The organism is Rothia sp. HC945, from assembly GCF_051370785.1.
Lineage (GTDB): Bacteria > Actinomycetota > Actinomycetes > Actinomycetales > Micrococcaceae > Rothia.
Genome location: NZ_JBFCSN010000001.1, coordinates 1,848,220 through 1,871,893, shown reverse-complemented (window position 1 = coordinate 1,871,893; position 23,674 = coordinate 1,848,220). Strand labels below are relative to the sequence as shown.

The 23,674-nt window shown below is 65.5% G+C and carries 18 protein-coding genes; 8 read left to right on the top strand and 10 right to left on the bottom strand.

The window, feature by feature from the left end; genetic code table 11:
- Positions 1 to 97 precede the first annotated feature (97 nt).
- From AB0Y14_RS08315 to AB0Y14_RS08305, 3 genes are read left to right on the top strand one after another with little or no spacing between them, the layout of a single operon-like run.
- The gene (locus AB0Y14_RS08315) at positions 98 to 1,606 is read left to right on the top strand and encodes a pyridoxal phosphate-dependent decarboxylase family protein (RefSeq protein ID WP_436588728.1); all 1,509 of its coding nucleotides are present in this window, start codon (positions 98 to 100) and stop codon (positions 1,604 to 1,606) included.
- A complete protein-coding gene (locus tag AB0Y14_RS08310; protein WP_436588727.1) occupies positions 1,593 to 2,912 on the top strand; it encodes a lysine N(6)-hydroxylase/L-ornithine N(5)-oxygenase family protein in 1,320 nt (439 codons plus the stop codon). The genes AB0Y14_RS08315 and AB0Y14_RS08310 overlap by 14 nt, the downstream gene beginning before the upstream one ends.
- Entirely contained in the window at positions 2,909 to 5,254 is a 2,346-nt protein-coding gene (locus AB0Y14_RS08305) for a GNAT family N-acetyltransferase (RefSeq protein ID WP_436588726.1), read from the top strand. The genes AB0Y14_RS08310 and AB0Y14_RS08305 overlap by 4 nt, the downstream gene beginning before the upstream one ends.
- Positions 5,255 to 5,266: 12 nt before the next feature.
- Here AB0Y14_RS08305 and AB0Y14_RS08300 read toward each other — a convergent pair whose 3' ends face one another.
- The gene (locus tag AB0Y14_RS08300; RefSeq protein WP_436588725.1) at positions 5,267 to 6,832 is read right to left on the bottom strand and encodes an alkaline phosphatase D family protein; all 1,566 of its coding nucleotides are present in this window, start codon (positions 6,830 to 6,832) and stop codon (positions 5,267 to 5,269) included.
- Positions 6,833 to 7,237: 405 nt separating this feature from the next.
- Here AB0Y14_RS08300 and AB0Y14_RS08295 point away from each other — a divergent pair, with 405 nt between their 5' ends.
- On the top strand, positions 7,238 to 7,672 hold the full coding sequence (locus AB0Y14_RS08295) for a hypothetical protein (protein WP_436588724.1): 435 nt from the start codon (positions 7,238 to 7,240) through the stop codon (positions 7,670 to 7,672).
- Positions 7,673 to 7,790: 118 nt separating this feature from the next.
- On the opposite strand, the gene AB0Y14_RS08290 is transcribed toward AB0Y14_RS08295, so the two are convergent.
- Positions 7,791 to 9,332 carry a YeeE/YedE thiosulfate transporter family protein gene (locus AB0Y14_RS08290; RefSeq protein WP_436588723.1) on the bottom strand — a complete coding sequence of 514 codons (1,542 nt, stop codon included), beginning with the start codon at positions 9,330 to 9,332 and terminating at the stop codon, positions 7,791 to 7,793.
- A 92-nt stretch (positions 9,333 to 9,424) separates the two neighbouring features.
- Positions 9,425 to 10,675, bottom strand: coding sequence for an MFS transporter (locus AB0Y14_RS08285; protein ID WP_436588722.1), 1,251 nt, complete (start codon positions 10,673 to 10,675; stop codon positions 9,425 to 9,427).
- Between the two features lie 243 nt (positions 10,676 to 10,918).
- On the opposite strand from AB0Y14_RS08285, the gene AB0Y14_RS08280 reads away from it, so the two are divergent.
- Together AB0Y14_RS08280 and AB0Y14_RS08275 are read left to right on the top strand one after the other, a co-directional pair.
- The gene (locus AB0Y14_RS08280; protein ID WP_436588721.1) at positions 10,919 to 12,160 is read left to right on the top strand and encodes an MFS transporter; all 1,242 of its coding nucleotides are present in this window, start codon (positions 10,919 to 10,921) and stop codon (positions 12,158 to 12,160) included.
- Between the two features lie 199 nt (positions 12,161 to 12,359).
- Positions 12,360 to 14,912, top strand: coding sequence for a hypothetical protein (locus AB0Y14_RS08275; protein WP_436588720.1), 2,553 nt, complete (start codon positions 12,360 to 12,362; stop codon positions 14,910 to 14,912).
- 66 nt (positions 14,913 to 14,978) lie between these two features.
- Here AB0Y14_RS08275 and AB0Y14_RS08270 read toward each other — a convergent pair whose 3' ends face one another.
- The 6 genes from AB0Y14_RS08270 to ykgO all read right to left on the bottom strand — a co-directional run bounded on the left by AB0Y14_RS08270 (position 14,979) and on the right by ykgO (position 21,133).
- Positions 14,979 to 15,731 carry a pyrimidine reductase family protein gene (locus AB0Y14_RS08270; RefSeq protein ID WP_436588719.1) on the bottom strand — a complete coding sequence of 251 codons (753 nt, stop codon included), beginning with the start codon at positions 15,729 to 15,731 and terminating at the stop codon, positions 14,979 to 14,981.
- Complete coding sequence (gene folP, locus AB0Y14_RS08265; RefSeq protein ID WP_436588718.1) at positions 15,728 to 16,606, bottom strand: dihydropteroate synthase; 879 nt, start codon at positions 16,604 to 16,606, stop codon at positions 15,728 to 15,730. Before folP ends, AB0Y14_RS08270 begins: the two co-directional genes overlap by 4 nt.
- 151 nt (positions 16,607 to 16,757) lie before the next feature.
- On the bottom strand, positions 16,758 to 18,236 hold the full coding sequence (locus AB0Y14_RS08260; RefSeq protein WP_436588717.1) for an amino acid permease: 1,479 nt from the start codon (positions 18,234 to 18,236) through the stop codon (positions 16,758 to 16,760).
- 347 nt (positions 18,237 to 18,583) lie between these two features.
- Positions 18,584 to 19,696 (bottom strand): amidohydrolase family protein, encoded by a 1,113-nt coding sequence (locus AB0Y14_RS08255; RefSeq protein WP_436588716.1) that lies wholly within the window; start codon positions 19,694 to 19,696, stop codon positions 18,584 to 18,586.
- 367 nt (positions 19,697 to 20,063) lie between these two features.
- A complete protein-coding gene (locus AB0Y14_RS08250; protein WP_436588714.1) occupies positions 20,064 to 20,816 on the bottom strand; it encodes an SDR family NAD(P)-dependent oxidoreductase in 753 nt (250 codons plus the stop codon).
- A gap of 194 nt (positions 20,817 to 21,010) precedes the next feature.
- The gene (gene ykgO / locus AB0Y14_RS08245) at positions 21,011 to 21,133 is read right to left on the bottom strand and encodes a type B 50S ribosomal protein L36 (protein WP_129316372.1); all 123 of its coding nucleotides are present in this window, start codon (positions 21,131 to 21,133) and stop codon (positions 21,011 to 21,013) included.
- Positions 21,134 to 21,238: 105 nt separating this feature from the next.
- On the opposite strand from ykgO, the gene AB0Y14_RS08240 reads away from it, so the two are divergent.
- Positions 21,239 to 21,880 (top strand): hypothetical protein, encoded by a 642-nt coding sequence (locus AB0Y14_RS08240; RefSeq protein ID WP_436588712.1) that lies wholly within the window; start codon positions 21,239 to 21,241, stop codon positions 21,878 to 21,880.
- Complete coding sequence (locus AB0Y14_RS08235) at positions 21,811 to 22,311, top strand: GTP-binding protein (RefSeq protein WP_436588710.1); 501 nt, start codon at positions 21,811 to 21,813, stop codon at positions 22,309 to 22,311. The genes AB0Y14_RS08240 and AB0Y14_RS08235 overlap by 70 nt, the downstream gene beginning before the upstream one ends.
- A 56-nt stretch (positions 22,312 to 22,367) precedes the next feature.
- Here the strand turns inward: AB0Y14_RS08235 and AB0Y14_RS08230 are convergent, their stop codons facing one another.
- Entirely contained in the window at positions 22,368 to 23,666 is a 1,299-nt protein-coding gene (locus tag AB0Y14_RS08230; protein WP_436588708.1) for an MFS transporter, read from the bottom strand.
- Positions 23,667 to 23,674 lie beyond the last annotated feature (8 nt).

Here is a 23,674-nt window from a genome sequence, read left to right as displayed (position 1 = left end):
ACCCTGGGTTCGGGCGTTTTGCCGGGTAGAAGGCCATGTTGCCCCTCTGCTAGCTTCTCTGAATGGATTCATCCCCTATGGTTAGGCTTACCTAAAATTGAGTGCAGTCAATACAGTAAAGAGGGGGCGTCTGGACCTCCTGGACGCGAACTCGACGGGTGAATACGTCGACCTCGTCTCGGACATGGCGGGCCGCGTCGCAGGCCATCTCGGCGCGACATCGTCCCCCGCCACCTCGACGCCGATCGACGAACTGCGGCGCCGCGTCGAGGACATCGATATGGACGCCGAGCCCCTCGGAGGGCAACGGGTCATCGAAGAAATCGACCGGCTGTTCCTCCAGGAAGCGGTCTGGTTCCACCACCCGGACTACCTCGCCCACCTGAATTGCCCGGTGGACGTGAACGCCGTGGCCGCAGAGACGGCGTTGGCTGCGGTCAACACGTCGGTGGACACCTACGACCAGTCCCGTATCGCAACCCTCATCGAACGGAAGCTGATCGACTGGACCACCCGGAAAATCGGCTTCCCCCAGGGGGATGGAGTCTTCACCTCGGGCGGGACGCAGTCGAACATGCAAGCCCTGTTCCTGGCGCGCGAGGCCGCACTCCATGGTTTCTCCTGGCGCCATCGCAGCGAACGGCAATCCCGACTGGTCATTCTGACCAGCGAGGAGAGCCATTTCAGCGTGGACAAGTCGGCGCTGCTCCTTGGTCTCGCCGACGACGCCGTGGTCACCGTCCGCTCCGACGTCGAAGGACGCTTGGATCCCGCGGCTCTCGAGGAGAGCCTCAAGGACGCATTGACCGCCGGCAAGGTCCCGATGGCCATCAGCGCGACGGCCGGGACCACGGATCGGGGGATGATCGATCCGCTCCCCGACATCGCCAAGATCGCCGAGCGATACGACATCTGGTTCCACGCGGACGCGGCCTACGGCGGGGCGCTCCTGCTCTCCCCCACGCGTCGGGACCTCCTGTCCGGGATCGAGCGGGCACGGAGCGTGACCGTGGACTTCCACAAAGGGTTCTTCCAGCCCGTATCGTCCTCCGCGTTGTTGCTCCGCGATCCGCGGGACTTCCGTCTGGGCACGTGGCACGCCGACTATCTCAACCCCGAGGAATCGGACGAGCCGAACCAGGTCGACAAGTCCCTGCAGACCACGCGCCGTTTCGACGCGCTCAAGCTGTTCGCGACACTCCGCGGAACGGGGGCCAACGCCTTGGGCCAAGCGGTCGACCGCGTCGTCGATCTCGCCCACGAGGTGCACGAGGTAGTCGAGAAGCATCCTGACCTGCGTCTCGTCTCCGGATCGGATCTGTCGACCGTGGTCTTCCGATGGCAGCCCGAGGGAGTGACCGATGTCGACGCCGACGCCCTGGTTGCCCCCATCCGACGCCACTTTCAGGAGTCCGGCAGCCTGCTCGTCGCCAAGACGGTCATCGCGAACCGGCCCTGCCTCAAACTGACTCTTCGGAATCCCGGTGCCGAGGTCGATCGCATCGCCGAGCGCATCGAGGAGATCGCCGCCACTGCCGCACGGATGCACGAGCAGACCGCGCGCCCGACCCCCACATACGAGGAGAGCCTGAATGACACGAAGTGACCCCGCAGAACGCGTCCACGATCTCATTGGGATCGGGATCGGCCCGTTCAATCTGGGGCTGGCCTGCCTGAGCGAGCCGCTCGACGACGTCGACGCCCTGTTCTTCGACGAAAACGACGGCTTCGCCTGGCACCACGGCATGATGCTCGACGACGCCACGATCCAGGTGCCCTTTCTGGCGGACATGGTTTCCATGGCCGACCCGACCTCCAGGTACTCGTTCCTGAATTGGCTCAAGCAGACCGGCCGGCTCTATCCCTTCTACATCCGCGAGGACTTCCACCCGCTCCGCCGCGAATACGATGCGTACTGCCGCTGGGCCGCGAACCAGGTGTCCAGTCTGCGCTGGCAGCACCGCGTCGAATCGGTCGAGTACCTCGAGGACGACGACGTCTTCCGGGTCACGGCGCTGTCCCCGCAAGGAGTCGAGAAGCACCTGGCCCGGAACGTGGTGACCGGCATCGGAACCGGTCCACGCGTCCCGGAGCCCTTCCGCGGCCTGGACGGGAACACTCGACACTCCTCGCGCTTCCTGCACGAACGAGAGGATCTGCTCGCCGCGGAGTCGGTCGCCGTCGTCGGCAGCGGCCAGTCGGCTGCCGAGATCTACCTCGACCTCCTGAACGCGCAGAAGGACTACGGGTACCGTCTCGACTGGATCACTCGTTCACCTCGGTTTTTCCCGATGGAGGACACCAAGCTGACCCTCGAGCTGACCTCCCCCGAATACGTTCGTCACTTCCACAGCCTTCCGGAAGAGACGCGCGACCGGTTGGGACGCGAACAACGCGGCCTCTACAAGGGCATCAGCATGAACACCATCGACGAGATCTATGAAGCCCTGTACAGGGAATCGGTCGACCGCACCGTGCCGACGACCCTGCTGACCAATACGGCCGTCGTCGGCTCGGAATACGACGCCGGCAACGGCGAGGTCCGCCTGACCCTGCGCCACGAGGAGACGGGCGAAACCTCGGAGCGCACGGCCCAGCAGCTCGTGCTGGCCACGGGCTACGCCCCGCGCGACCCGGAATTCCTCAAACCCGTCGAGGACCTCATCGCACGGGACAAGGCCGGACGGTTCGACGTCGACCTGGAATTCCACGTCGACACCCTGGGTGGCCGCATCTTCGTGCAGAACGCGGAGGAGCACACGCACGGCCTCACGGCACCCGACCTCGGCATGGGCGCATGGCGCAATGCCACCATTCTTCGACAGATCACCGGCCGGGAGGTCTATCCCGTCGAGCGCAGCATCGCGTTCCAGGACTTCGGCACGTCCCAGGCCAAGGAGGACATCAAATGACCACAACCGTCGACACACCCCAGCACCGCGAGCAGACCACGGGCTCGCTGACCTTCCGCCCCGTCGACCCCGACGCAGATTCGCGGATCATCACCGACTGGCTGACGCACCCGGCGTCGCACTTCTGGGATATGCAGGAGACCACTCCGGAGAAGACGCGGGCCTACCTCGTCGACATCGTCGCGGACGACGCCCAGAACGCGTGGCTGATCCACGATGCCGACGAACCGATCGGGTACGCCGAAACCTACGATCCGGCCCGCGTGCTCCTGAACGAGGTTTTCGACGCCCGACCCGGTGACGTAGGCATGCACCTGCTCGTTGCTCCCCCGCCGGAGGACCAGTCCCGTCGCCGAAGCGGCCTGACCGGTCGCGTGATGCGCGCCGTCGTCGACCACTGCATTCGCGAGCTGGGCGCACGGCGCATCGTCGTCGAACCGGACGTGCGCAATCACGCGATCGCGGCGAAGAACCGCGAGGTCGGCTTCCGGGTACTCCGTACTGTCGATCTGCCGGGGAAGGTCGCCGCGCTCAGTATCGTCGAGGCGGACGACGCCGGCCGGCCCCTCGCCTCGGACCCCACGCCCCACCTGCATCCCGAATACATGGATGCGGCGCAGCGCCACGTGGTCTCGAAGGCCTTGGCCGAGTTCAGCCACGAGCACCTGATCCAACCGACCCGGATCGAGAATGACCTGTGGGAGCTCGCCCTCCCCGACGGCTCGGTCTACCGGTTCTGCGCCGAGGTCCTCCCCCTCAACCATTGGGTCATCGACGAAGGGTCCGTCACCCGTCACGCGCAGGCCAGTCCGGAGGGCCTGCCGCTCGACGCGCAGGAGTTCGTGGCGCAATTGCACGAGACGCTCGGCATCCCGGAGAAACTCCTGGGAACCTATCTCGAGGAACTCGCCTCGACCCTGGCCAGTGGGGCGTTCAAGAACTTCCGCGGTGGCCCGAATGCGCACCAGCTGGCCCTGGGCCGGAAGGATGTCGACGTCACGGCGGACTTCCAGCAGACGGAGGCGGCGATGACCGAGGGACACCCGTGCTTCGTCGCGACCAATGGCCGCATCGGGTTCGGCCTGGACGAATTCCGCCGCTACGCCCCGGAAGCCGGTTCACGTTTCCGATATGTCTGGGTGGCCGCACACCGTGAGCACACGACCCTGGAGGTATCGCGGGCGAGCACGGAGGAGAAGCACTGGGCCGACGAGCTGTCCACCGAGACCCGGAGCGAGTTCGCTGACCGCCTGACCGAGTTGGGCCTGAACCCCGAGGACTACGTGTGGATCCCCGTCCACCCGTGGCAGTTCCAGCACCGACTCGCGGTCAGCTTCGCCCCGGACATTGCCTCGCGGCGCCTGGTGGTCCTCGGCGAGGCATCGGACGAATACCAGCCTCAGCAGTCGATCCGCACGGCCTTCAACCGGGACCACCCCGCGAAGTCGTACATCAAGACCGCCCTCTCGATCCAGAACATGGGGTTCCTTCGCGGCCTGTCACCCGCCTACATGCGTGCCACTCCGGCGATCAACGACTGGGTGGCCGAGCTCGTTCGCGGGGACGAACTCTTCCGCGAACTCAACTTCGACGTGCTGCGCGAACACGCCTCGATCGGCTACACGGGCGATGCGTACCACGCGACCGAGACCAAGTCCGACCAGCAGAAGATGCTCGCGGCCCTGTGGCGCGAGAGCCCCCTGCCGTTCCTGGACGAGGACGAGCGCATTCTTTCGATGGCATCCCTGCTTCACCGGGATGCCCGCGGCAGGTCGGTGGTCACCGAACTGATCCGCGCCTCCGGGACCGACGCCCGGACGTGGATCCGCGAATACCTCGCCGCCTACCTGACACCTGTCCTGCACTCCGTGGAAGGGCACGACCTGGCGTTCATGCCCCACGGGGAGAATCTGATCCTCCGGGTGAAGGAGGGGCGCGTCGTCGGCGCCTTCATGAAGGACATCGGAGAGGAAGCGGCGATCATCGGCGATCGTGATCTCCCGGAGGAGATCTCACGGATGCGCCACGTGATCGACGACGACGAGGCCGCTCAGCTGATCTTCACCGACGTCTTCGTGGGCGTCCTGCGCCACCTGTCCGGAATCCTTCACCGGGCCGGTGTCCTCGATCATGCCGAGTTCTGGACCCTGGTGAGGGAGAACGTGGATGCGTACCGGGCCCGCGGGCTCCCTCGCCGCCGTCACCTGGATCTCGAGGTACCGGAGTTCCGCCACTCGTGCCTCAACCGGCTCCAGTTGCGGAACACCCTGGAGATGGTCGACCTTCAGGACGCCTCAGGCTCCCTGATTTACACAGGGAGCCTGAGGAATCCGATCGGTTAGCCCTGAGGCGGGTCACATGGGGCTCAGCCCCATCTGGCCCGCCCTGGTGCAGAAGCGTGCGGAAACCTGTTTGGGCGCCAGGTCGTCGCTCTGGACCCAGTCGACCGAGTAGAAGGTCGAGACCATGTCCTTGGGGGTCACGGTCACGTGGACATAGCCACGACGGCCGTCGTAGTGCTTGACGTAGGGATGCCGGGTCCACTCCGCGGTGTGCTTGTCGGTCACGGCGCCGTCTCCGTCCGAGGCGATCGAGCTGCACACGAGTTCGACGCCGGTCGTCCGGCTGTTCGGGTCCGCATAGTCGGCCTTGAGCTCCGCGGCCACGTGCTTGTGGATGTCCCCTGCCAGCATGACCGGGTTGGAAGCCCTGCTCATCGCCTCGAGCATCCGGGTTTGCGCTGCGGGGTAACCGTCCCACATGTCGACCTTGTCGGGCGAAATCGGGGAAAGGACCACCCCGTTGGCCAGGATATTCCAGGTCGCGGAGCTGGTCCGCAACTGGTTCGCGACCCACGCTTCCTGGTCGGCGCCCAGGATCGTGCGCTGAGGACTCGTCCGGTCCACCTCGTCCACGGGTGCCGGGTCACGGAACTGCCGGCTGTCGAGCAGTGCGAATCGAATCAGGTTCCCGACGTCGATCGACGTGGTGATGTCGCTCGTGTCGCCCTGCGGGAGGGCCTCGACGTCGAGCGGCATGTTCTCGTAGAAAGCCCGGTAGGCCGCGGCGATGCGGGTTCGGAAGTTCGGGTCAGGGGTGGACACGGCCGGGGTCTTGCCGGTGTAGTTGTTCTGCACCTCGTGGTCGTCCCAGATCACCGCGGCAGCCGCACGGGCGTGGACGTCCTGGAGGTGCTGATCGGTCTTGAACAGGGAGTACCGGAGCCGGTACTGCTCCAGGGTCACGGCCTCCACGGAGTGCGCGGCCCCGACCTCGGCCCCCTGCCGCCACATGTTCTCCGGCGTGATCCCGTATTCGTAGATGTAGTCGCCGAGGAACAGGACGAGATCGAGATCGGGTTCCTGGGCGAGGTGTTTGTGGGCCGTGTAATGCCCGTGGTACCAGGCCTGGCAGGACACGAATCCGAAGGAGAACTTCGAGACCGAGGTCCCGGCGGCGGGCAGGGTTCGGAACCTGCCGACCCGGCTGATCTGGTCGCCCACGCGGAATCGGTAAAAGTACTCGGTCCCGGATCGCAACCCGTCGACCCGCGGATGGACGGAATGGGCCAGGTCGGGCTGGGCAAGGGCTTCACCCTTCTTTTCGATGCCGACGAAATTCTGGTCCCGCGCCACCTCCCACGTCACGGCCACGGGACTCTGCGGCATTCCGCCGCTTCCGTCCTCGGCCAGGGGCTGTGGGGCGAGCCGTGTCCAGAGGACGACGCCGTCCGGCCTCGGGGCGCCGCTGGCCACCCCCAAACCGAACGGTGCGGTGAGCTGCGGGTCCGGGGCCGCAACGGAGGCCTCGGCCCGGGGAAGATTCATGCCCAAGGCCAGGGCGGTTGCGGAGACTCCGCTGAGTTGGAGAAGCTTTCGACGGCTCAGGCCTTGGTGCGACGATGGCGATGCGTGATGCACGGGGTCATACCTCACTGTCGTGTGTACTGGGGGATTGACCCGATCAAGCTATCCGTCGAGGTTTTCGGACAGGCAAACATTGGGAACGTATGCATTCATGCCGCTTTCACCTGGCCGTGGAGAGTTGCTGTATGGGCGCGAGGACGGGCCAGCGTGCTCAGGACCATGCTGAGGCTGTGAATTCCCTCCAGGTTCGGTAACGATCGAGTTACGGCCGGCTGACGGCACGGCCCGTCGGCGTCGTCGTTCTCCCTTTTCGTCCCGGCCATTCGCGGGTTATCAATCCGTGACCGGCCGGACACCACCATCACGGTCTCGTCTACCTCCGAAAATCGTGCGATAGCGTGAAGACGTCCTGCTGAGCCGCAAGGCTTCCGGGATCCATCGACAAAGGAGAGATGAAAAATGACCCGCACTCAGGCAATCAGCCGCAAGGTTTCCATGACAGCCGCTGGTGCCGCATTGGCCCTCTGCGGGGGAATGCTGGCGATGGGTCCGGCAAACGCAGAGACTCCTGCTGCAACCGATGCCGGCTCGTCGCAGGATCAGGGCACCCACCAGGCGGAGGACGCGCAGCAGAGCGGTCCCGAGGTCATCAACCAGGCCGTCCTGGTCAAGTCGGTCACCGACCCCACGGTCTACTACCTGAAGGTTCCCAGCCCGAACGGCATCGGTGAAGCACCGGCACCGGATGCGACCTACAGCGTCGACATCACGGTCGGCGGTCAGACCGAGCACTTCACGGTCGCCTCCGAGAACGGTCGTCTGGATCTCAAGGATTCCACGCTGGTCCAGAGCGCCCCGTTCGAACCCTTCGTCAACGTCAGCTGGGTCGGCTGACGCATCAAGCCAGAACCACACTGAGGGCCGGCGCGGAACATGTTCCGCGCCGGCCCTCTTTCATGTTGTATGAGGTGTTCGCTCTCGGGGTTGGTGGCGGCATCCTCCGCCGACCGCGTCAGGCCTTGCGCAGGGTGATCTGCCAGCTCGCGTCGCCCTTCTCCCGGAAGTCGGTGATCTCGTGACCGTCCTCGGCAGCCCAGTGAGGGATGGCCTCGGTCGCCTGGGTGCAGTCGAAATCGATCACCAAGTGGTCGCCGGAGTCCAGGGTCGTCATAACGTCCTTCGCGTCGATCAGCGGGAAGGGGCAGACGGCGCCCAGGGAATCCAAGGCGTAGTACCCGTTCCCGAGCTCACGCAGCGTCGACGAAGCCTGGGATTTCTCCTTGATCCCGACGGCGTTGGGAACCGCAGCGAACCCGCCGAAAACCGCAGAACCCGACGTCGTCTCCGCCCGTCCGGTACCGGCCCCCACAGGTTCCGAACCGACCGACCCCGAACCGATCGGTGCCGGTTCGATCGACCGCCCGTCGGAAGCCACGGTCAGGGTGTTGTCGAGGCTCTCGCTGGTCGAGTACGTGCCATCCTCCGAGCCTGACGGAACGCCCGAAGCAACGACCCCGTCGGATCCGGTGGCGTCGCGAGAAACGCGGAGCGACGTCGTCGGGCGAAGCCACAGCTTGGCACCCAACCCGACGCCGAGGGCGATGAACACGAGCGAGACCCAACCTTGGAACGTGAAGAGGCCCGTCTGGACCATGCCATTGCCCACGGTGCACCCGCCCGCAAGGGAGGCCCCGACACCCATCATGACTCCGCCCGCGACGGACCGGGTCGCGGTCCTGGCGTCCGGCACGCGGACGCGGAATTCACCGCTGGCCTTTGCCGCCACGAAGGCGCCGACGAACAGGCCGAGCACCAGCATGACGCCCCAGTCGATCGAGCCGCCGTCCCCGGTCACCACGAACTTCACGATGTTGGAGGACGGAGTCGTGATGCCGAGTCCGTCATTGCGCCCAGTAGCCGCGGAAAGCGGCCAGGCAACGACGCCGATCAGGCCGATCAGGGCACCGGCCGTGTAGAAGTGCAGCGGCCGCTTCCACCGCGGGCGGTTGCTGGGTGCTGCCGGTTTGGCGATCCGACGCTCCTTGAGCAGGAAGTGCCGCACCATCAGGCCTGCCACCACGAGCACGAGGATCGCGAAGATCCACGGGGAGACGCCGAGCGCGGCGGGCACGGTGGTCAGACCGGTGTCCCACTGCTTCATCCAGGTGGTGAATCCGCCCAGTGCGCCCTTCTTCATGGCGGCGGAGGACACGGCGTACATCGCCAGGGCGATCCAGGAGCCAACCAGCCCTTCGGCCGCCCGGTACCACGTTCCCGAGGCGCATCCGCCGGCCAGAACGATGCCCAGGCCGAACATGAGGCTTCCGACGACGACGGCGACGGGCGCGAACCCCTCGTACTCGGGGGAAATCACGCCGGCCGAGGTCAACGCCGCGATGCCCACGCCGTGAACAGCGATCACGACCATGAGTGCCGTGAACGTTCGCCACGAGCGTTGGAGGAAGATGTCCCTGAGCATGCCCGTCACGCAGAAGCGTCCGCGCTGCATGACGATTCCCAAGAGGGCGCCGACGACGAGTCCGGTGAGGATCATAGTGAACTGTCTGCTTTCATTCGGTGCGTCGATTGATCACGTTGAAAGTACTCGCGCCGGGTCGACGACGTCGACAGTTCGGTAACCGGACGTCATTTGGCGACGGGGACGACTCCGGTGATCGGAACGGTCAGAGTCTGCGGCTCGAAACGCACGGCGTAGCGGGTCACGGGGGTGCGCCGGTCGGAGAGCACGTTGGCCCCGAGGAGGAACAGTCCGCAGAGCGCGAGCGCCGCCGCGATCCAGCCGGTTGAGGCCCAGCTGCTCCCGTTCGACATCGCCGTTCCCGCGAGGAACGGGCCGAGAGCATTCGCGAGGTTGAACGCGACATTGTTCATCGCGGCCGCCATGGTCTGGGCGTCGCCCGCGGCCATCATCAACCGGGTCTGCAGGGGAACGACCATTCCCCCGCTGGCTCCGATGAGGACCATCGCGATCCCGGTGACCCAGGCGTTGCCGATCCCGACGGCGTAGAGCACCGCCGAAAGCCCCAGAAGCACCTGGAAAGCCATCGCGGCGGGCAGAAGGATCTTGGCATGGATGAATCCGGCGACGTAGCTTCCTACCGTGGAGCCGACTCCGTAGAGCATGAGGATCAGGGACATCGCCCAACCGGGACCCGCGTGGGAGCCCTCGAAGGCCGAGCTGAAGTATGAGTACACGGCGAAGATGCCGCCGAAACCGATCGCCCCCGTCACCAGGGTCAACAGGACCTTGGGGTTGGTGAGTGCGGACAGTTCGACGCGCGAGTTCGTGGCCTTGTTCCCGGCCTGGTTCGGCACGGTATTCCACAGCATGCCCAGAGCGATCGCGGAGATCACGCTCATCAGCACGAAACTTGCGCGCCAACCGCCGAATTGCCCCACGAGGGTGAACAGCGGGACGCCGATAATGGTTGCCACGGTGATTCCCATTTGCACGGTGCTCACGGCGCGGGCCTGCTTGGTGGGCAGGTTGATGCTCGAGGCCGTGACCATGGCCAGTCCGATAAAGGCCCCGTGGGGAATACCGGAGACGAACCTGCCTGCGACGAGCCAGGACATCGACGGTGCGGCCGAGACGAACAGGTTCCCCGCGGTGAGCAGGAGCAGCAGGCCCAGGAGCAACGGCTTGCGAGGCCATTTGGCGCCCACGGCGGAAATGACCGGCGCGCCCAGGACGACGCCGAGGGCGTACGCGGTGATGATGTGCCCCGCGGTGCCCTCGTCGACGCCCATCTCGGAAGAGATCGACGGCAAGAGAGTCATCGAGGCGAATTCGCCGACCCCGAAGGCAAAAGTACCGACCGCCAGCAGGACGGTGACGAGTCGAGTATTGGATGAATTCCGATTCAAAGTGAACATACGGCTTGCCGACATGATCCCTCCCTTCTCAAGCAATGTGCGCGGCCGCGAGAACCCGCGACCTTCGACAACAACTGAGGGCGCAGGGCGTTTATTTCTGGTTCGAAAGAAATTTGGGTGTGAATTCGGCCATTGTGCCGGGGACCACCGATTCCGACGTCGTGCGGGGCGGCTCGGCAGGTCGTGAATCTCCGGCCTGAGAGTCATCTGACGTGCCGAAATGCCGCGAGTAGGGTGGAAGCCATGCTCCGCCCCATCTTCTGGCCGGTTATCGTGCCTTCCCTCTTGTTCGCGATCGGGGTGGGGTCCACCGTCCCGGTGCTGATTCTCTCGGCGTTGAGCTTGGGCGCCGGCGGCGCTCTTGCCAGTGCCGTCGTTTCCCTGATGGGCGCGGCGAGCCTCATCCTGACGGTCCCGGTGGGTGTGCTGATCGACAAAGTGGGCGACCGCCGGGCCATGATCTTCGGAACCGGTGCGGCCGTGGTGGTGACCAGCCTCTTGGTGCTTTCCCTGAGTGGTTCGCTCCCCGATCCGTTCGCCTTGGTCATGTACATCGTCCTGCTCATGCTGCTCGCACCGGTCCAGGACATCTGGAGTCTCGCCAGGCAGGCCGTCGTCGCCGACAAGATACCCGCGATGCACATGGGCAAAGCCATGACGGCACTCGGTGGGACACAGCGCGTGGGCAACCTGGTGGGGCCGATGATCAGTGCGATGCTTCTGCTGTGGTTCCCGCTGTGGTCGGTCTACGTGTTCAGCGCGATGTGTGCGGTGCTCGCCGTCGTCGTGCTGTGCATTCCGGCGCTCAACCGCGGGTTCGACGCGATGGAATCCACGAGCACGGCGACGACGCCGACTGCCGCCCTCGCCGACCCGAACGAACCCGCGTCCCGGAAACTGCGGGTTCGGTGGAAGGCGGTGCTCTTGGCCGGCATCGCGGTCACGATTCTCTCGATCGCGCGGGCGGCTCAGCCCACCCTGATCCAGCTGTGGGGCGTCCACATTCACCTGCACGAGTCGGGCATTTCCTTGCTGGTCGCGTTGGGGGCCGCGCTCGAACTGGTCCTGATGTTCCCCGGCGGGTACATCAAGGACCGCCTCGGACGCACGGCCGTGCTCATCGTGTGCCTGGTGATCTTCGGTGGTGGGTTCCTGATCATGAGCATCCAACCGGTCCTGGTGTGGACGATCATTGCCGTGGTCGTCATGGCCGTGGGCAACGGTCTGGGTGCCGGGGTCAATATGACCATCGGCGCCGACCTCAGCCCCAAGGTCGGACGAGCCAAGTTCCTGGGCATCTGGGCCGTCTTCAACAATTCGGGCAAACTCGGCGGGCCCGCGATCGTGGCACTGTTGCTCAGCCTTGCGTCACTGCCCCTGGCCGTGGTCGCGACCGGGGTACTCACCATCCTGGGCGCCGTGTGGACCGGGGTATTCGCCGGTCCCATGGATCTGCCGAAGGGGATCCAGAAGCGCAAGGCCTGATGCTGGTCGGAGACGCCGGGCGTGTGGGTGGCCTGCGGGGGTGTGGGTGGCCTGCGGGCGCGCGGCGGGTGCGTGCGGCGGCCGGCGCGCTCCGTTCCTCCCACGACGCCCCGCGCCCGACCCTCCGGCGTCGAGGTGGCAATCCCGTGCGAGCCTCGCGTCGGTGGCATCGACTCGAATTCCCGTTAGCCTCGAAGACATGCCGCATTCCGAACCACGCCCCGACCAGCAGCCCGCTCCCAGCCCCTACCCCTCCGGACACCGCCCTGCTACCGAATGGGGAGGGGGCGACGTCGTCGTCAGGGACGCCCACCTGCACAACCTCCAACACGTCAGTACCGCATTCCCCAGGGGATCTCTCGTCGCATTCACGGGAGTCTCGGGATCGGGCAAGTCGTCGCTCGCGTTCGGGACGATCCACGGCGAGTCCCAACGTCGCTACCTGGAGTCGATCGCCCCGTTCGCTCGCCGGTTGATCGGGAGCACGATGGACCCTCGCGTCGAGTCGTTGACGGGGCTTCCTCCCACGGTGGCCCTCGAGCAGCGGACCGGCGGCGGGGGCGCCCGCTCGAGCGTCGGCACCATCACGACGCTCTCCAACGGCATTCGTCTGCTCTACTCTCGTGCAGGCGAGCACCCCGATGAACCGCTCGACCGCGGATCCGCCGTGCACGGGGGTCGTTTGCTCGCCGAGGCGTTCAGCCCCAATACCCCGGAAGGCATGTGTCCGCAGTGTCACGGGTCGGGTGTGCTTCACGAACCCACCGAACGGTCGATGGTGCCAGACCCCCGTCTGTCCATCAACGACGGCGCGATCCAGGCGTGGCCCGGGGCCTGGCTCGGCAAGAATTTCCACGACATCCTGGCAACGCTCGACGTCGTCGACATGGACCGGCCCTGGTGCGAAGTACCCCAGGAAACCCGGGACTGGATCCTGTTCACCGAGGAACAACCGGTGGTCGAGGTCCGCCCGGTGCGCGGAGTCGATCAGGCCCAAGGCACCTACAAAGGCCGGTGGCGGTCGGTCAACAGGTACTTGCTGCAGACCGTGGAGCAGGCGAAGTCGGAGAAGACACGGGCCCGTGCCCTCCGCTACTTGGACACCTTCGAGTGCCCGACCTGTCGCGGCCACCGGCTGAACCCCGATGCGCTCACGGTCGACTATCTGGGGTTGAAGATTTACGAGCTCAATGCCCGCTCCGCCGAAGAGGTCCTGACACTACTCCGGGACAGGTGGGCTGAGGTCCTCGACGAAACGGAGACGCCCGAGGTCGAGGCGGAACGTCTTCTCCTTCCCAATGTCGTTCCCGTGCTGGAGACCATGGTCGGGCTGGGGCTCGGTCACCTGAGCCTCGACCGCCCGGCGCGAACGCTCTCGACCGGGGAGATGCAACGGCTCCGGCTCTCGGCCCAGTTGCGATCCGGGCTCTTCGGGGTCGCCTATGTTCTGGACGAGCCCTCGGCCGGCCTGCACCCCAGCGAAAAGGGTGTTCTCCTGGACCTGTTCGAGCGGTTCATCGAGGACGGCAACTCGGTGCTGCTGGTCGAGCACGACATGCGCTTGGTCGAGAGGGCGGACTGGGCGGTCGACGTCGGACCGGCGGCCGGTGTTGACGGCGGACGGGTCCTGCACTCCGGGCCGGTCCGCGATCTCGCCGACGTCGCCGATTCGAAGACCGCACCGTACCTGTACCAGCCCCTGCCCGATCCGCAAACCGCGGACGACGCCCGGGAAGCCACCAGTCACTTGACACTGCGCGGTGTGAAAGCGCGGAATATCCGAAACATCGATGTGTCCTTCCCCTTGGGCACGTTCACGGCACTGACCGGTGTGTCCGGCGCGGGCAAGTCCACGCTCCTCAGCGAAGTCCTGGCCCCGGTTCTGCGAGACAGCGCCCGTTCGAGCGTGCTCGAGAACGACGACGACCCGGGCGAGTCCCCCGCGATCGACTCGGTGGCCGGGGCCGACGTCGTGGACCGCCTGGTGCAGATCACCCAGAAGCCCATCGGCCGCAGCCCTCGGTCATGCCTGGCCACATACACCGGCCTGTTCGACCGCGTGCGCAAGCTCTTCGCCTCGACGCCAGAGGCCGAGGCGCGCGGTTGGGGCATCGGCAGGTTCTCGTTCAATGTGACGGAGGGACGTTGCCCCACCTGCCAGGGTGAGGGACAGATCGAGGTCGAACTCGTGTTCCTGCCGGGCAGCTACTCTCCGTGTCCCGACTGCCACGGTGCCCGGTACAACCCGGAGACGCTCGAGGTCACGTGGAACGGAAAGACCATCGCCAAGGTCCTGGACCTGTCCGTGCGTGACGCTCTCGACTTTTTCGGCGAGGACAAGACCGTGTCCCGTTCCCTGCGGGCGCTCAACGGCGTGGGTCTCGGCTATCTCACCCTGGGCCAACCCGCCACGGAGCTCTCCGGCGGCGAGGCCCAGCGGATCAAGCTCGCCACGGAACTCCAGCGGGCACCCCGGGGGCATACCGTCTACCTGCTCGACGAGCCGACCACGGGCCTGCACCCCGCGGACACGGACCTTCTGGTCGGCGAGCTCAACCGGCTGGTCGATCAGGGGAACAGCGTGATCGTCGCGGAGCACGACCTGCGGGTGGTGGCCGGTGCCGACTGGGTCGTCGACATGGGGCCGGGCGCCGGTGACCGCGGTGGCCGAATCCTGGTTTCCGGTGTCCCGGCCGACGTCGCCGCGTGCGAGGAGTCCGCGACGGGCCAGTGGTTGCGGGGCGGGGCCTGACGGCGAGCGCTCGCCACCACGCCACGGCCCCCGGCCCTGACTACGCGACTCACCCGGCCCGGCGATTCACTTCCGGATATACCGAAGCAGAAGCTCATCCTCGGACCGGAGCACGGAGGCGAGGTCCATCTGCGTCGGGACGGACGACTCCGAGGCGGCGATGCGGCCGGCCCGTCCGCCCAGGAGCTTCGGGGCCATCGTCAGGCACAGTTCGTCCACGACTCCGGCCTCAAGGAACGAGCCGAAGACCCGGGGGCCGCCTTCGCCGTGGATCCGTGTCAGCCCGCGGGAGACCAGGTGCGCTCGCACGATGCGAGGATCGATGGCCGCTCCGCCAGGAACCGAGGCAATGACGACGTCGGCGACCTCCGCGAGTGCGTCGCGGCACGCTTCGTCGGCATCAGCAGACACGAAGACCAGGGGCCGGACCGGTGCCCCGGAGAAGGTTTCCGCGTCCGGGGACAGATCGGCCGACCCGCTGATCAGGGCGAAGACGGGTTGGGCCGCGAGACCGTGATCTGCCCTCCACTGGGTGGCCTCCTGTGGGAGGACCATGGCGCCGTATCCTTCGTCCCGCACCGTTCCGGCACCCACGAGCACGACGTCGGCCAGGTACCGCTGGAGTTCGAAGGCCCGGAAATCGCCTGGGCCGCCCAGACTCCCCGAAACCCCGTCGACCGCAACGGCGCCGTCGAGGCTGGCCACGAAGTTCATGCGCAGCCAGGCGCCGTCGTCGGCGGTGCGCGGCGCGTAGAGGGTGAGCAACTGCTCGTCGGTCAGTCCCTGCCGGGCGGTCGGAAACAACTGGTCGATGCTCATACATTCCCTCCTGACTGGGCGTTGTGCTCGACTCGGACGGGCTCCCGCCACCCGAGGATGGCCTCATACATGCGGGCCGCGTCCACGGCGGAGGCGACGTCGTGCATCCTGACGATCCGCGCTCCTCGCTCGATGCACGCCATCATCGCGGCAATCGAACCGTGGAGGCGTTCTCCCTGCGGACGATCGATGGCCTCGCCGATGAAGTCCTTGTTGGAGACTGCCGCCAGCACCGGAAGACCGAGGCCGACGATCTCGTCGAGCCGCCGCGTGATGTCGAGCGTGTGAAGGGTGTTCTTGTCCAGGTCGTGCCCGGGGTCGAGGATGATGTTCTGACGCGGGATGCCCGCCTCCACGGCCTGGTCGACCCGCTCGGAGAGGAATGAACAGACGTCATCAACCACGTCGGCGTACCTGGCCGGTGGCTTCTCCTCGCGCGGCCTACCGGCACTGTGGGTGATGACGACGTGCGCCCCCGACTCGGCGACCGTCGCCGCCATCCGGGGGTCGGAGAATCCGCTGGTGTCGTTGATGACGGATGCGCCCGCAGCGGTAGCCGCCTCCGCGACCTCTGCGCGGTACGTGTCCACCGAGATGACGACGTCGCTCGCAGCCGCAACCTGTTCGATCACCGGAACAATGCGGTCGAGTTCCTCGGCCGGGCTGACCGCGGGTCCGCGCCCGAAGGGCACACCCCCGATATCGACCCAGTCGGCACCTTGTTCGGCGGCCCGCACCGCGGACGAGACCGCGGCATCGATCTCATAGGTCCTTCCACGGTCGTAGAAGGAATCCGGCGTCCGGTTGATCACCGCCATCACCGCAACCTGCTTCTCGAAGTCGAAGCTTCTGCGTCCAATGATGCGGTGAGACATGGGGTCCTTTGCTTGCGGGTGGGGATCGGTCCGTCGGGTCAATCCGCAGTGTAAACCGTTCCGCGCCGGTCCGGTGCGCTCCACCGCATGAGCCTCATGCCACACTCACCCTCACAAAAGTGTGAGTCCGGCGTCGCCTTCGGCCTGACGGCTACTTGTCCTCGGCGTCGTCGAAGTGTTGCCGGATTTCCCGCGCCGAGACCAAGGGGATCTCGGAGGTCAGCGGCCGGTGCTGCTTCTGGAGGCGTCGCTTGACCACCTGCCACAGCACCGCAAGGAGCAGGAACCAGAAGGGACTGAGGATTGCGGCGATCCTGGTATCGGGACTGAGCGTCAGCGTGAAGGCGATGAACACGAAGAAGGCCAGGACCACCCACGGGGCAATGCGGGGCAGCGGCATGCGGAACCCAGAAGCACGGTGCCGGTCCGGGTGACGCCGGTGGTACATGATGTAACTGACCACGATGGATCCCCACGTGAACAGGATGTCCGCGGAACAAATCGAGCTGACCACGGTGAACGCCTGCGTCAGGGCATCGCCGCCCAACAGGATCGGGATTGCGGCGAACAGGAAGACCGTCGTGAAGAAGACGGCTTTCATGGGCACACCACGCCGGGTCGTATAGTCCAGCGCCTTGGGGGCGTGACCGTCTTTCGCCAGCCCGAAAGACATGCGGGTAGCAGAATATACCCCCGAGTTGGCGCTCGAAGCCGCCGACGTCAGGACCACCAGGTTGACCACCAACGCGGCGGCGGCAAAACCCGTGTTGCTGAACATCGTGGTGAAGGGGCTCTGTTCGGGATCGATGCGATCCCACGGGGTGACCATCATGATCACTCCCAGCGACCCGATGTAGAAGACGACGATGCGCAACAGGATCGAGTTGATGGCCCGAGGCAGGTTGCGGTGCGGGTTTTCCGTCTCGGCGGCCGTGGTGCCCACGAGCTCCATCCCAATGAAGGAGAAGATCGCCAACTGGAATCCGAGCACGAATCCGGTGATGCCGGTCGGGAAGAAGCCACCGTGGGTCCAGAGGTTCGAAACCGCCGCCCGGGTTCCGTCACCGCTCTCGTACCCGGTCAGCACCAGCACGATGCCTACGAAGATCAACGCAAGAATCGCGACGATCTTGATGATCGCGAACCAGAACTCCGTCTCGCCGAAGGCCTTGACCGGCTGGAGATTCAGCACGATCAAGCCGATCGCCGTGACCAGCGCCGGCAGCCAGACGGGCACGTCCGGCCAGAAGAACTGAATGTAGGCGGTGATGGCGACCAGGTCGGCAACGCACCCCACCACCCAGGAGAACCAGTAGTTCCACGACACCATGAACCCGGCCCACGGGCCGATGTTGTCCTTCGCGATGTCGCCGAACGTCTTGTAGTTGAGATTGGACAGCAACAACTCGCCGAGGGCGCGCATCACAAAGAAGAGGACGAAGCCGATCAGTGCGTAAACCAGAAGCAGGCCGGGGCCGACCAGGTTGGTCAGCTTGCCGGAGCCGAAGAACAACCCGGTCCCGATGGCTCCACCAATCGCAATGAGCTGGAGGTGCCTGTTCTTGAGTCCCCGTTCCAGGCTCTCTCCCTGGGTGCTGGTCGAGACAGGTTTCGAAGAGGACTCGCTCATACTTGGTCTTTCCGTCAGGTCACAGTGGCCAGTGATACATGTTACGTCATCGACGACGTCGCAGCGCTCTCCTAGACCGCGAGATTCGGGTCGACAACATCTCGTCGAGACGTTCCAGGAAGAACGGAATCACTCGCCCCAGTGACCCAGGATGGGCTTGAGATCGGGGTGTCGGTCGAACACGCCCGCAAGGACCAGGTGCAGGAAATGGACGGCCATCTCCTGGTGACACCCAAGCAACTGTCTGGAGTCGGGCCGTCACCGCCTCGCTGAACTCGCCGTCATTCTCCTCGGTGGTGGCCAGCGAGGCCGGGGACGGGTGCCGGTTCATCGCAGCGGCAAGCGTGTCATTGGTCGCGCGGGGCAGATCGGGGCGACGTCGGGCGACCTCCTATCCAGACCCCTTCGAGGTTCTCGGTCACGGTAATGTCACGGGTTGGATCCCCGGTCACGAGAACCAGATCGGCACGACGCCCGGGTTCGACGACGCCGCGATCCTCCAGCCCGAAGACCTTGGCGGTCAGGCTCGTGGCCGCCTGGAGCGCTACCACGGGGGCGAGGCCGGCCTGTGTCAGCAACCCGAGTTCCTCGTGGATCGAGGTTCCGTGGACCACGTTCGCCGGGACGCCGGGCGCCTGGTTAGCGTCGGTACCTGCCAGGATCGTGCTTCCGGCCCTGTGCATGTCGGCGACCGCCTGGTTCGCGTAGGCGAAGTCGAGCCCCTGGGCGGCGTAGAACTCGGCGGTCCCCTTCATCATGGTCAGCGTGGGCGAGGAGACGATGTGCTTCTGGAGCATGTCGGTCAGCAGGCGCGGCGACAGTTTCTTGTCGAGCGGCGCGTGGGTCAGGATGTCGACGCCGACCTCCACCCCGATCTCGTAGGCACCGGCGGCCGCAGCATGGGCAACCACCAATTTCCCTGCACGGTGTGCCTCATCGACCACGGCCCGGGCGACGTCGGCCTCCAAACCACCATGATCCGGGTTCTCCAGGATGATCTTGATGTAGTCGCTGCCCTGATCGACGCGCTCACGCACGAGCCTGCGGGCGCCCTCGGCGTCGTCCGCCATCGATGCTGCGGGAAAGTTCGGGATCTGGGCATGTGTTCCGTGAGGGGAGACGAGCGGTGCGCCCGCGGTGAGGATCGCGGTGCCGTGTTCCTCCGAACGAATCTGCTGTTGGAACTCGAATGGCCACATGGCCATGTCCAACGCGGTGGTGACACCGTGATCGAGCAACTGGTCCAGTTGCTGGGGGTCCGTGATGTGCACGTGGGAGTCGATGAGGCCGGGAAGGAGGGTCCGTCCGGTCCCGTCCACGGCCACCTCCGCGGCGGCCGCCTCGCACGTTCCGGCGGCCTGGACCGAGAGGATGCCGGTGTCGTCGAAGACGACATCGTGGAGACCTTCCAAGAGAATTTCGCCGTTGAAGACGCCGACGGAACTGATGAGTGTTTTCATGAATTCTTCTCCTGACCGAGCCACGCGAAGGCGGCCCCCTTGACGTCTCGTGCCATGGCGCTGCCCTGGGTCGGGTACTCCTGGGTCAACGGCCATCCCCTGAGGTGGAGGATGTAGGCCGGCGCGGCGTGGGCCCGGGGATACTGGTCGCGTTCCTCGCTCTCCCCGGTGATTATGGCGTTGGTTTCCCGTCACGGCGCGCGTGCCGTCCTCCGAGTACCGGTCATGAGCTGGGCAATTTGTTCGCAGTCACCGCGGTGTTCGTGCATGTATCCCAGAGTGCTCCCCACGGCTGAGAGCTGTCCAGGAATTCGCCGTCAGCCCACTCCGTGGGGGCCGGCCTCGAGCGCACGGGTTGGTACGCGAGTCAGTTCACGGCCGCGCCGGCGATCTTGAGCACCCACCTCTTCGGCAGAAATGATGATCCTTGGGCGATGAGGCGGTTGAGCCACCCGTCGACGAAGCTTGGAGAGCGCCCGTCGAGGGCTTCCATGAGAGCATCGGCCACTTGCCCGGTTGATCGCATGCGCCCGACGGCGGCCTTCCGCCCGGCGTGTTCGAAGAATTCGGTCTCGGTCGGGCCGGGGCAGGCGGCCAGGACCCTGACCCCGTGCTCGGCGGCTTCGGCCCACAGGGCCTCGGTCAATGACAGCACGAAGGCCTTGGACGCCGCGTAGACCGCCATGTGCGGAACGGGCTGGTAGGAAGCGGTCGAGGCAATGTTGACGATGGTTCCGTGATTTCGCGCCACCATGTCCCCCAGAAATCGTGACGTGATCCCGGTCAGGGCGAGGCAGTTGACCCTCACCATCGCGTCCAGGTCCTCGGGATCCAGGTCGGCGACGTCGCCGCTCAGACCGAAACCGGCGTTATTGATGACCGTGTCGATCCGCCGGGAACCGACCCGGTCTCGGAGTTCGCGGGCGGCGTGCACATCGGAGAGGTCCATGTCGATCACCTCGACGTCGACACCGAACTCGTCGCCGATCCTGTCAGCGAGCGCGTCCAGCCGGTCCCTGCGTCGCGCCACGAGAACGAGGTCCTCTCCCCGCTCCGCGAACCGCGAGGCAAGCTCCTCGCCGATGCCGGACGATGCGCCGGTGATCAAGGTGGTGCTCACGATGGGTCCTCGTTCGGGTCGATAGCGGTTCGGCTGGTGATGGGGACTGCCGGAATGCCCCGGTCAGACGCCGCCCCGCGACGTGACACTACCCGCCGCTCCCCCTCGAGGTGGCATATTTGGGACGAAATCGGGCCAGAAACCACACAAGACTGCCACCTCGCGACAGGAACCGCACAGGACCCCCGCCGGATTTACTTCTGCCGGCCCTTCATGCGCGGGTTCTGCTTGTTGATCACGTAGATCCGACCCTTGCGCTTGACGACCTGCGCACCGGGCTGATTCTTCAACGATCGCAGTGATGCTCGAACCTTCATGATTCTCCTTATTGCTATTGATTCTCATTCACAGAGTACAGTAGAAGATCGAACCACACGAATCCCAACCACGCATCAGGACCCGGCCGAACTAAGGAGAAGCCCATGGACAGGACCGCCGTGATCGCCGTCGTCGGCACGTGCGAACCCGAGCGTCGCCTCCACGCACAGAAAATCGCGAGCGAAACCGGCTTCGAAGTGATCACTGCCGAGAGGCTGGCTATCGCGATGGACCCCATCCGGGAAGCGATGGCCCTCATCCCCTGGGCCCAGGCGGACGGCGTCGTGGTGGAATACCCGATCCAGGCACCGATTCTGGACGTCATCGGCTCGCTCGCGGACCCGGAGGAGCCCACGCGGCTCGTCGACGTCGTCTGCGTGCTGGACGCGACGCACTTCTTCAGCGAGCTGTCCCGGACGGACCGGGTCGAGCATCTCCAAGTGCATCACGGCATGCCGTTCCAGGCCGTGACGGCCAGGTCGTTGTTCGCCGCCCAGCACATCGAGTACTGCTCAACGGCCCTGGTGGTCAACGGCCGGAATCTTCCATCCGAAGACGACTCCCTCATGGTTTCCGTGATCGGCGAGCTCAGTCCCTGGCCGAGGTCGTCAGGGACGGCTATCACGGCAAGCGGTTGCACGATGTCGAGCCCGAACCCCGCCCGGAGCATGGATCCATGGCCACCGACCAGATCGAGTTGCGGCACCCGGGACTCCGTATCCGCCCGGGATGGATCGCCCACCTGAACGGTCAGCACACAACGCCGCACCGGAACCCACGAGTGGCCTCCATGCGGTACACCAACCCTCGGCCGTTCCACCCGCTGCGATTGCAACGAGTCCTGGACGAGTACATCGAGCCCGGTACGGGCGGTTCGGTCATCCGGTCGTGCGGGTTCTGCCGCCTCGCCACACGGCAGGGCGTCACGGCCCAGTGGAGCCACGCCGGTGGAGCCATGGTCATAGAGCCCCTGGCCAGGGACGACGCCGCCCAAGAGCCCCTCAGCTTTGGTCAGGACATCATCCTGACCGGCGTCGATCTCCAACCGACTCGCCTGACGCAGGCCCTCGACGATGCCACGCTCAATGACCGAGAACTGCTCAGCGCACCGGAGACGTGGAATGTGATGCCCGATCCGTTCCCGGTCTGGGTCACGGCCGACGAACGTTATGACTGACTCGGCACAGGGACGACCCCGCGAAGCGCGGATCCACGACCGACCGCGAGCGCCGGCTACCTCAGGTCCTTGCCCTTCGTCTCCGGCAGGGTCAGGACGGTCAGGGCCGACAGCGCCAGGAACACCATCGTGTAGACCGCGAATTTGTACGGGTCGCCGAGCGCCGTCAGCACGTAGCTTGCGGTTCCGCCGAAGAGGGCGATGGCGATCGAGTACGGGATCCCGAAACCGGCCGTGCGCTGGTCGGTCGTGAACATCTCCGCGTACGTTGCCGGGGCGTGGCTGAGGAATCCGCCCAGCAGGACCAGCTGAACGCAGATCGCGAGGATCAGTTGCCACCCTTCTCCTCCGGAGACGAGTTTGATCATCGGGATCGACAGGACCAGGCTCCCGAGCATCGCGATGAGGATGCACGGTTTCCGCCCGATCTTGTCCGAGAGTATGCCCCAGAACGGCAGGACCAGGATGAACACCACGTTGCCGATGAGGGAGGCGGTGAAGGCGGTCTGGGAGTCGTACCCGAACGTCGTCGTCGCCAAGGAGGCCATGGATACGGACCAAACGTAGTAGGCGATCGTGAGACCTGCGGTCAGGAAAATGACCTGGAGACCCGTCCTCCAGTTCTTGAGGACGGCCAGCAGGATGTTCTCCTTCTTGACCTCCTGCTTTTCCACGGCCTCCATGTGCTCGGTGAACAGTTCGGACTCCTCCATCGAGGAACGGATCCAAATGGCGACGACGCCGAGCAATGCGCCCACCAGGAAGGGCACCCGCCAACCCCAAGAGTTCATCTGGTCCTCGGTCAGGGCGCCCTGAAGGACGAGCCCGAGCACCAGTCCGCAGACCAGTCCGATCGTTCCGGTCACATAGATCGAGCTCGCGAACAGGCCACGCTTCTCGCGCGGTGCGTGCTCCGCCAAATAGGTTTGGGCCGCCGGGAGTTCACCACCGTGGGATAGCCCCTGGACGAGCCGGCCGAGCAGCAGGAGGGCCGAGGCCAGCCAACCGACCTTGTCGTACGTGGGGCAGACCGCAACGATCAGCGACCCTATCGAGGCGCAGACCACGGCAAGCGTCAGGGAGCGTTTACGCCCCCACCGGTCGCCCAGGAAACCGAACACGAAGCCGCCGAATGGCCGTGCCACGAACCCGACCGCGAAGACCGCCATGGTCTCCAGGAAGGCCGATTGCGGGTTGTCGTCGTTGAAGATTTGGGTCGAGAAATATACGGCGAAACTGGCGTAGATATTCCAGTCGAACCACTCCAGGGCGTTGCCGATACCGGTGCCCAGGAGGGTTTTGGCGTGCGACTGCTTGCTCGGGGCGGGCGCCGTCGCGGTGCTCGAGGAACTCATACTGGTCC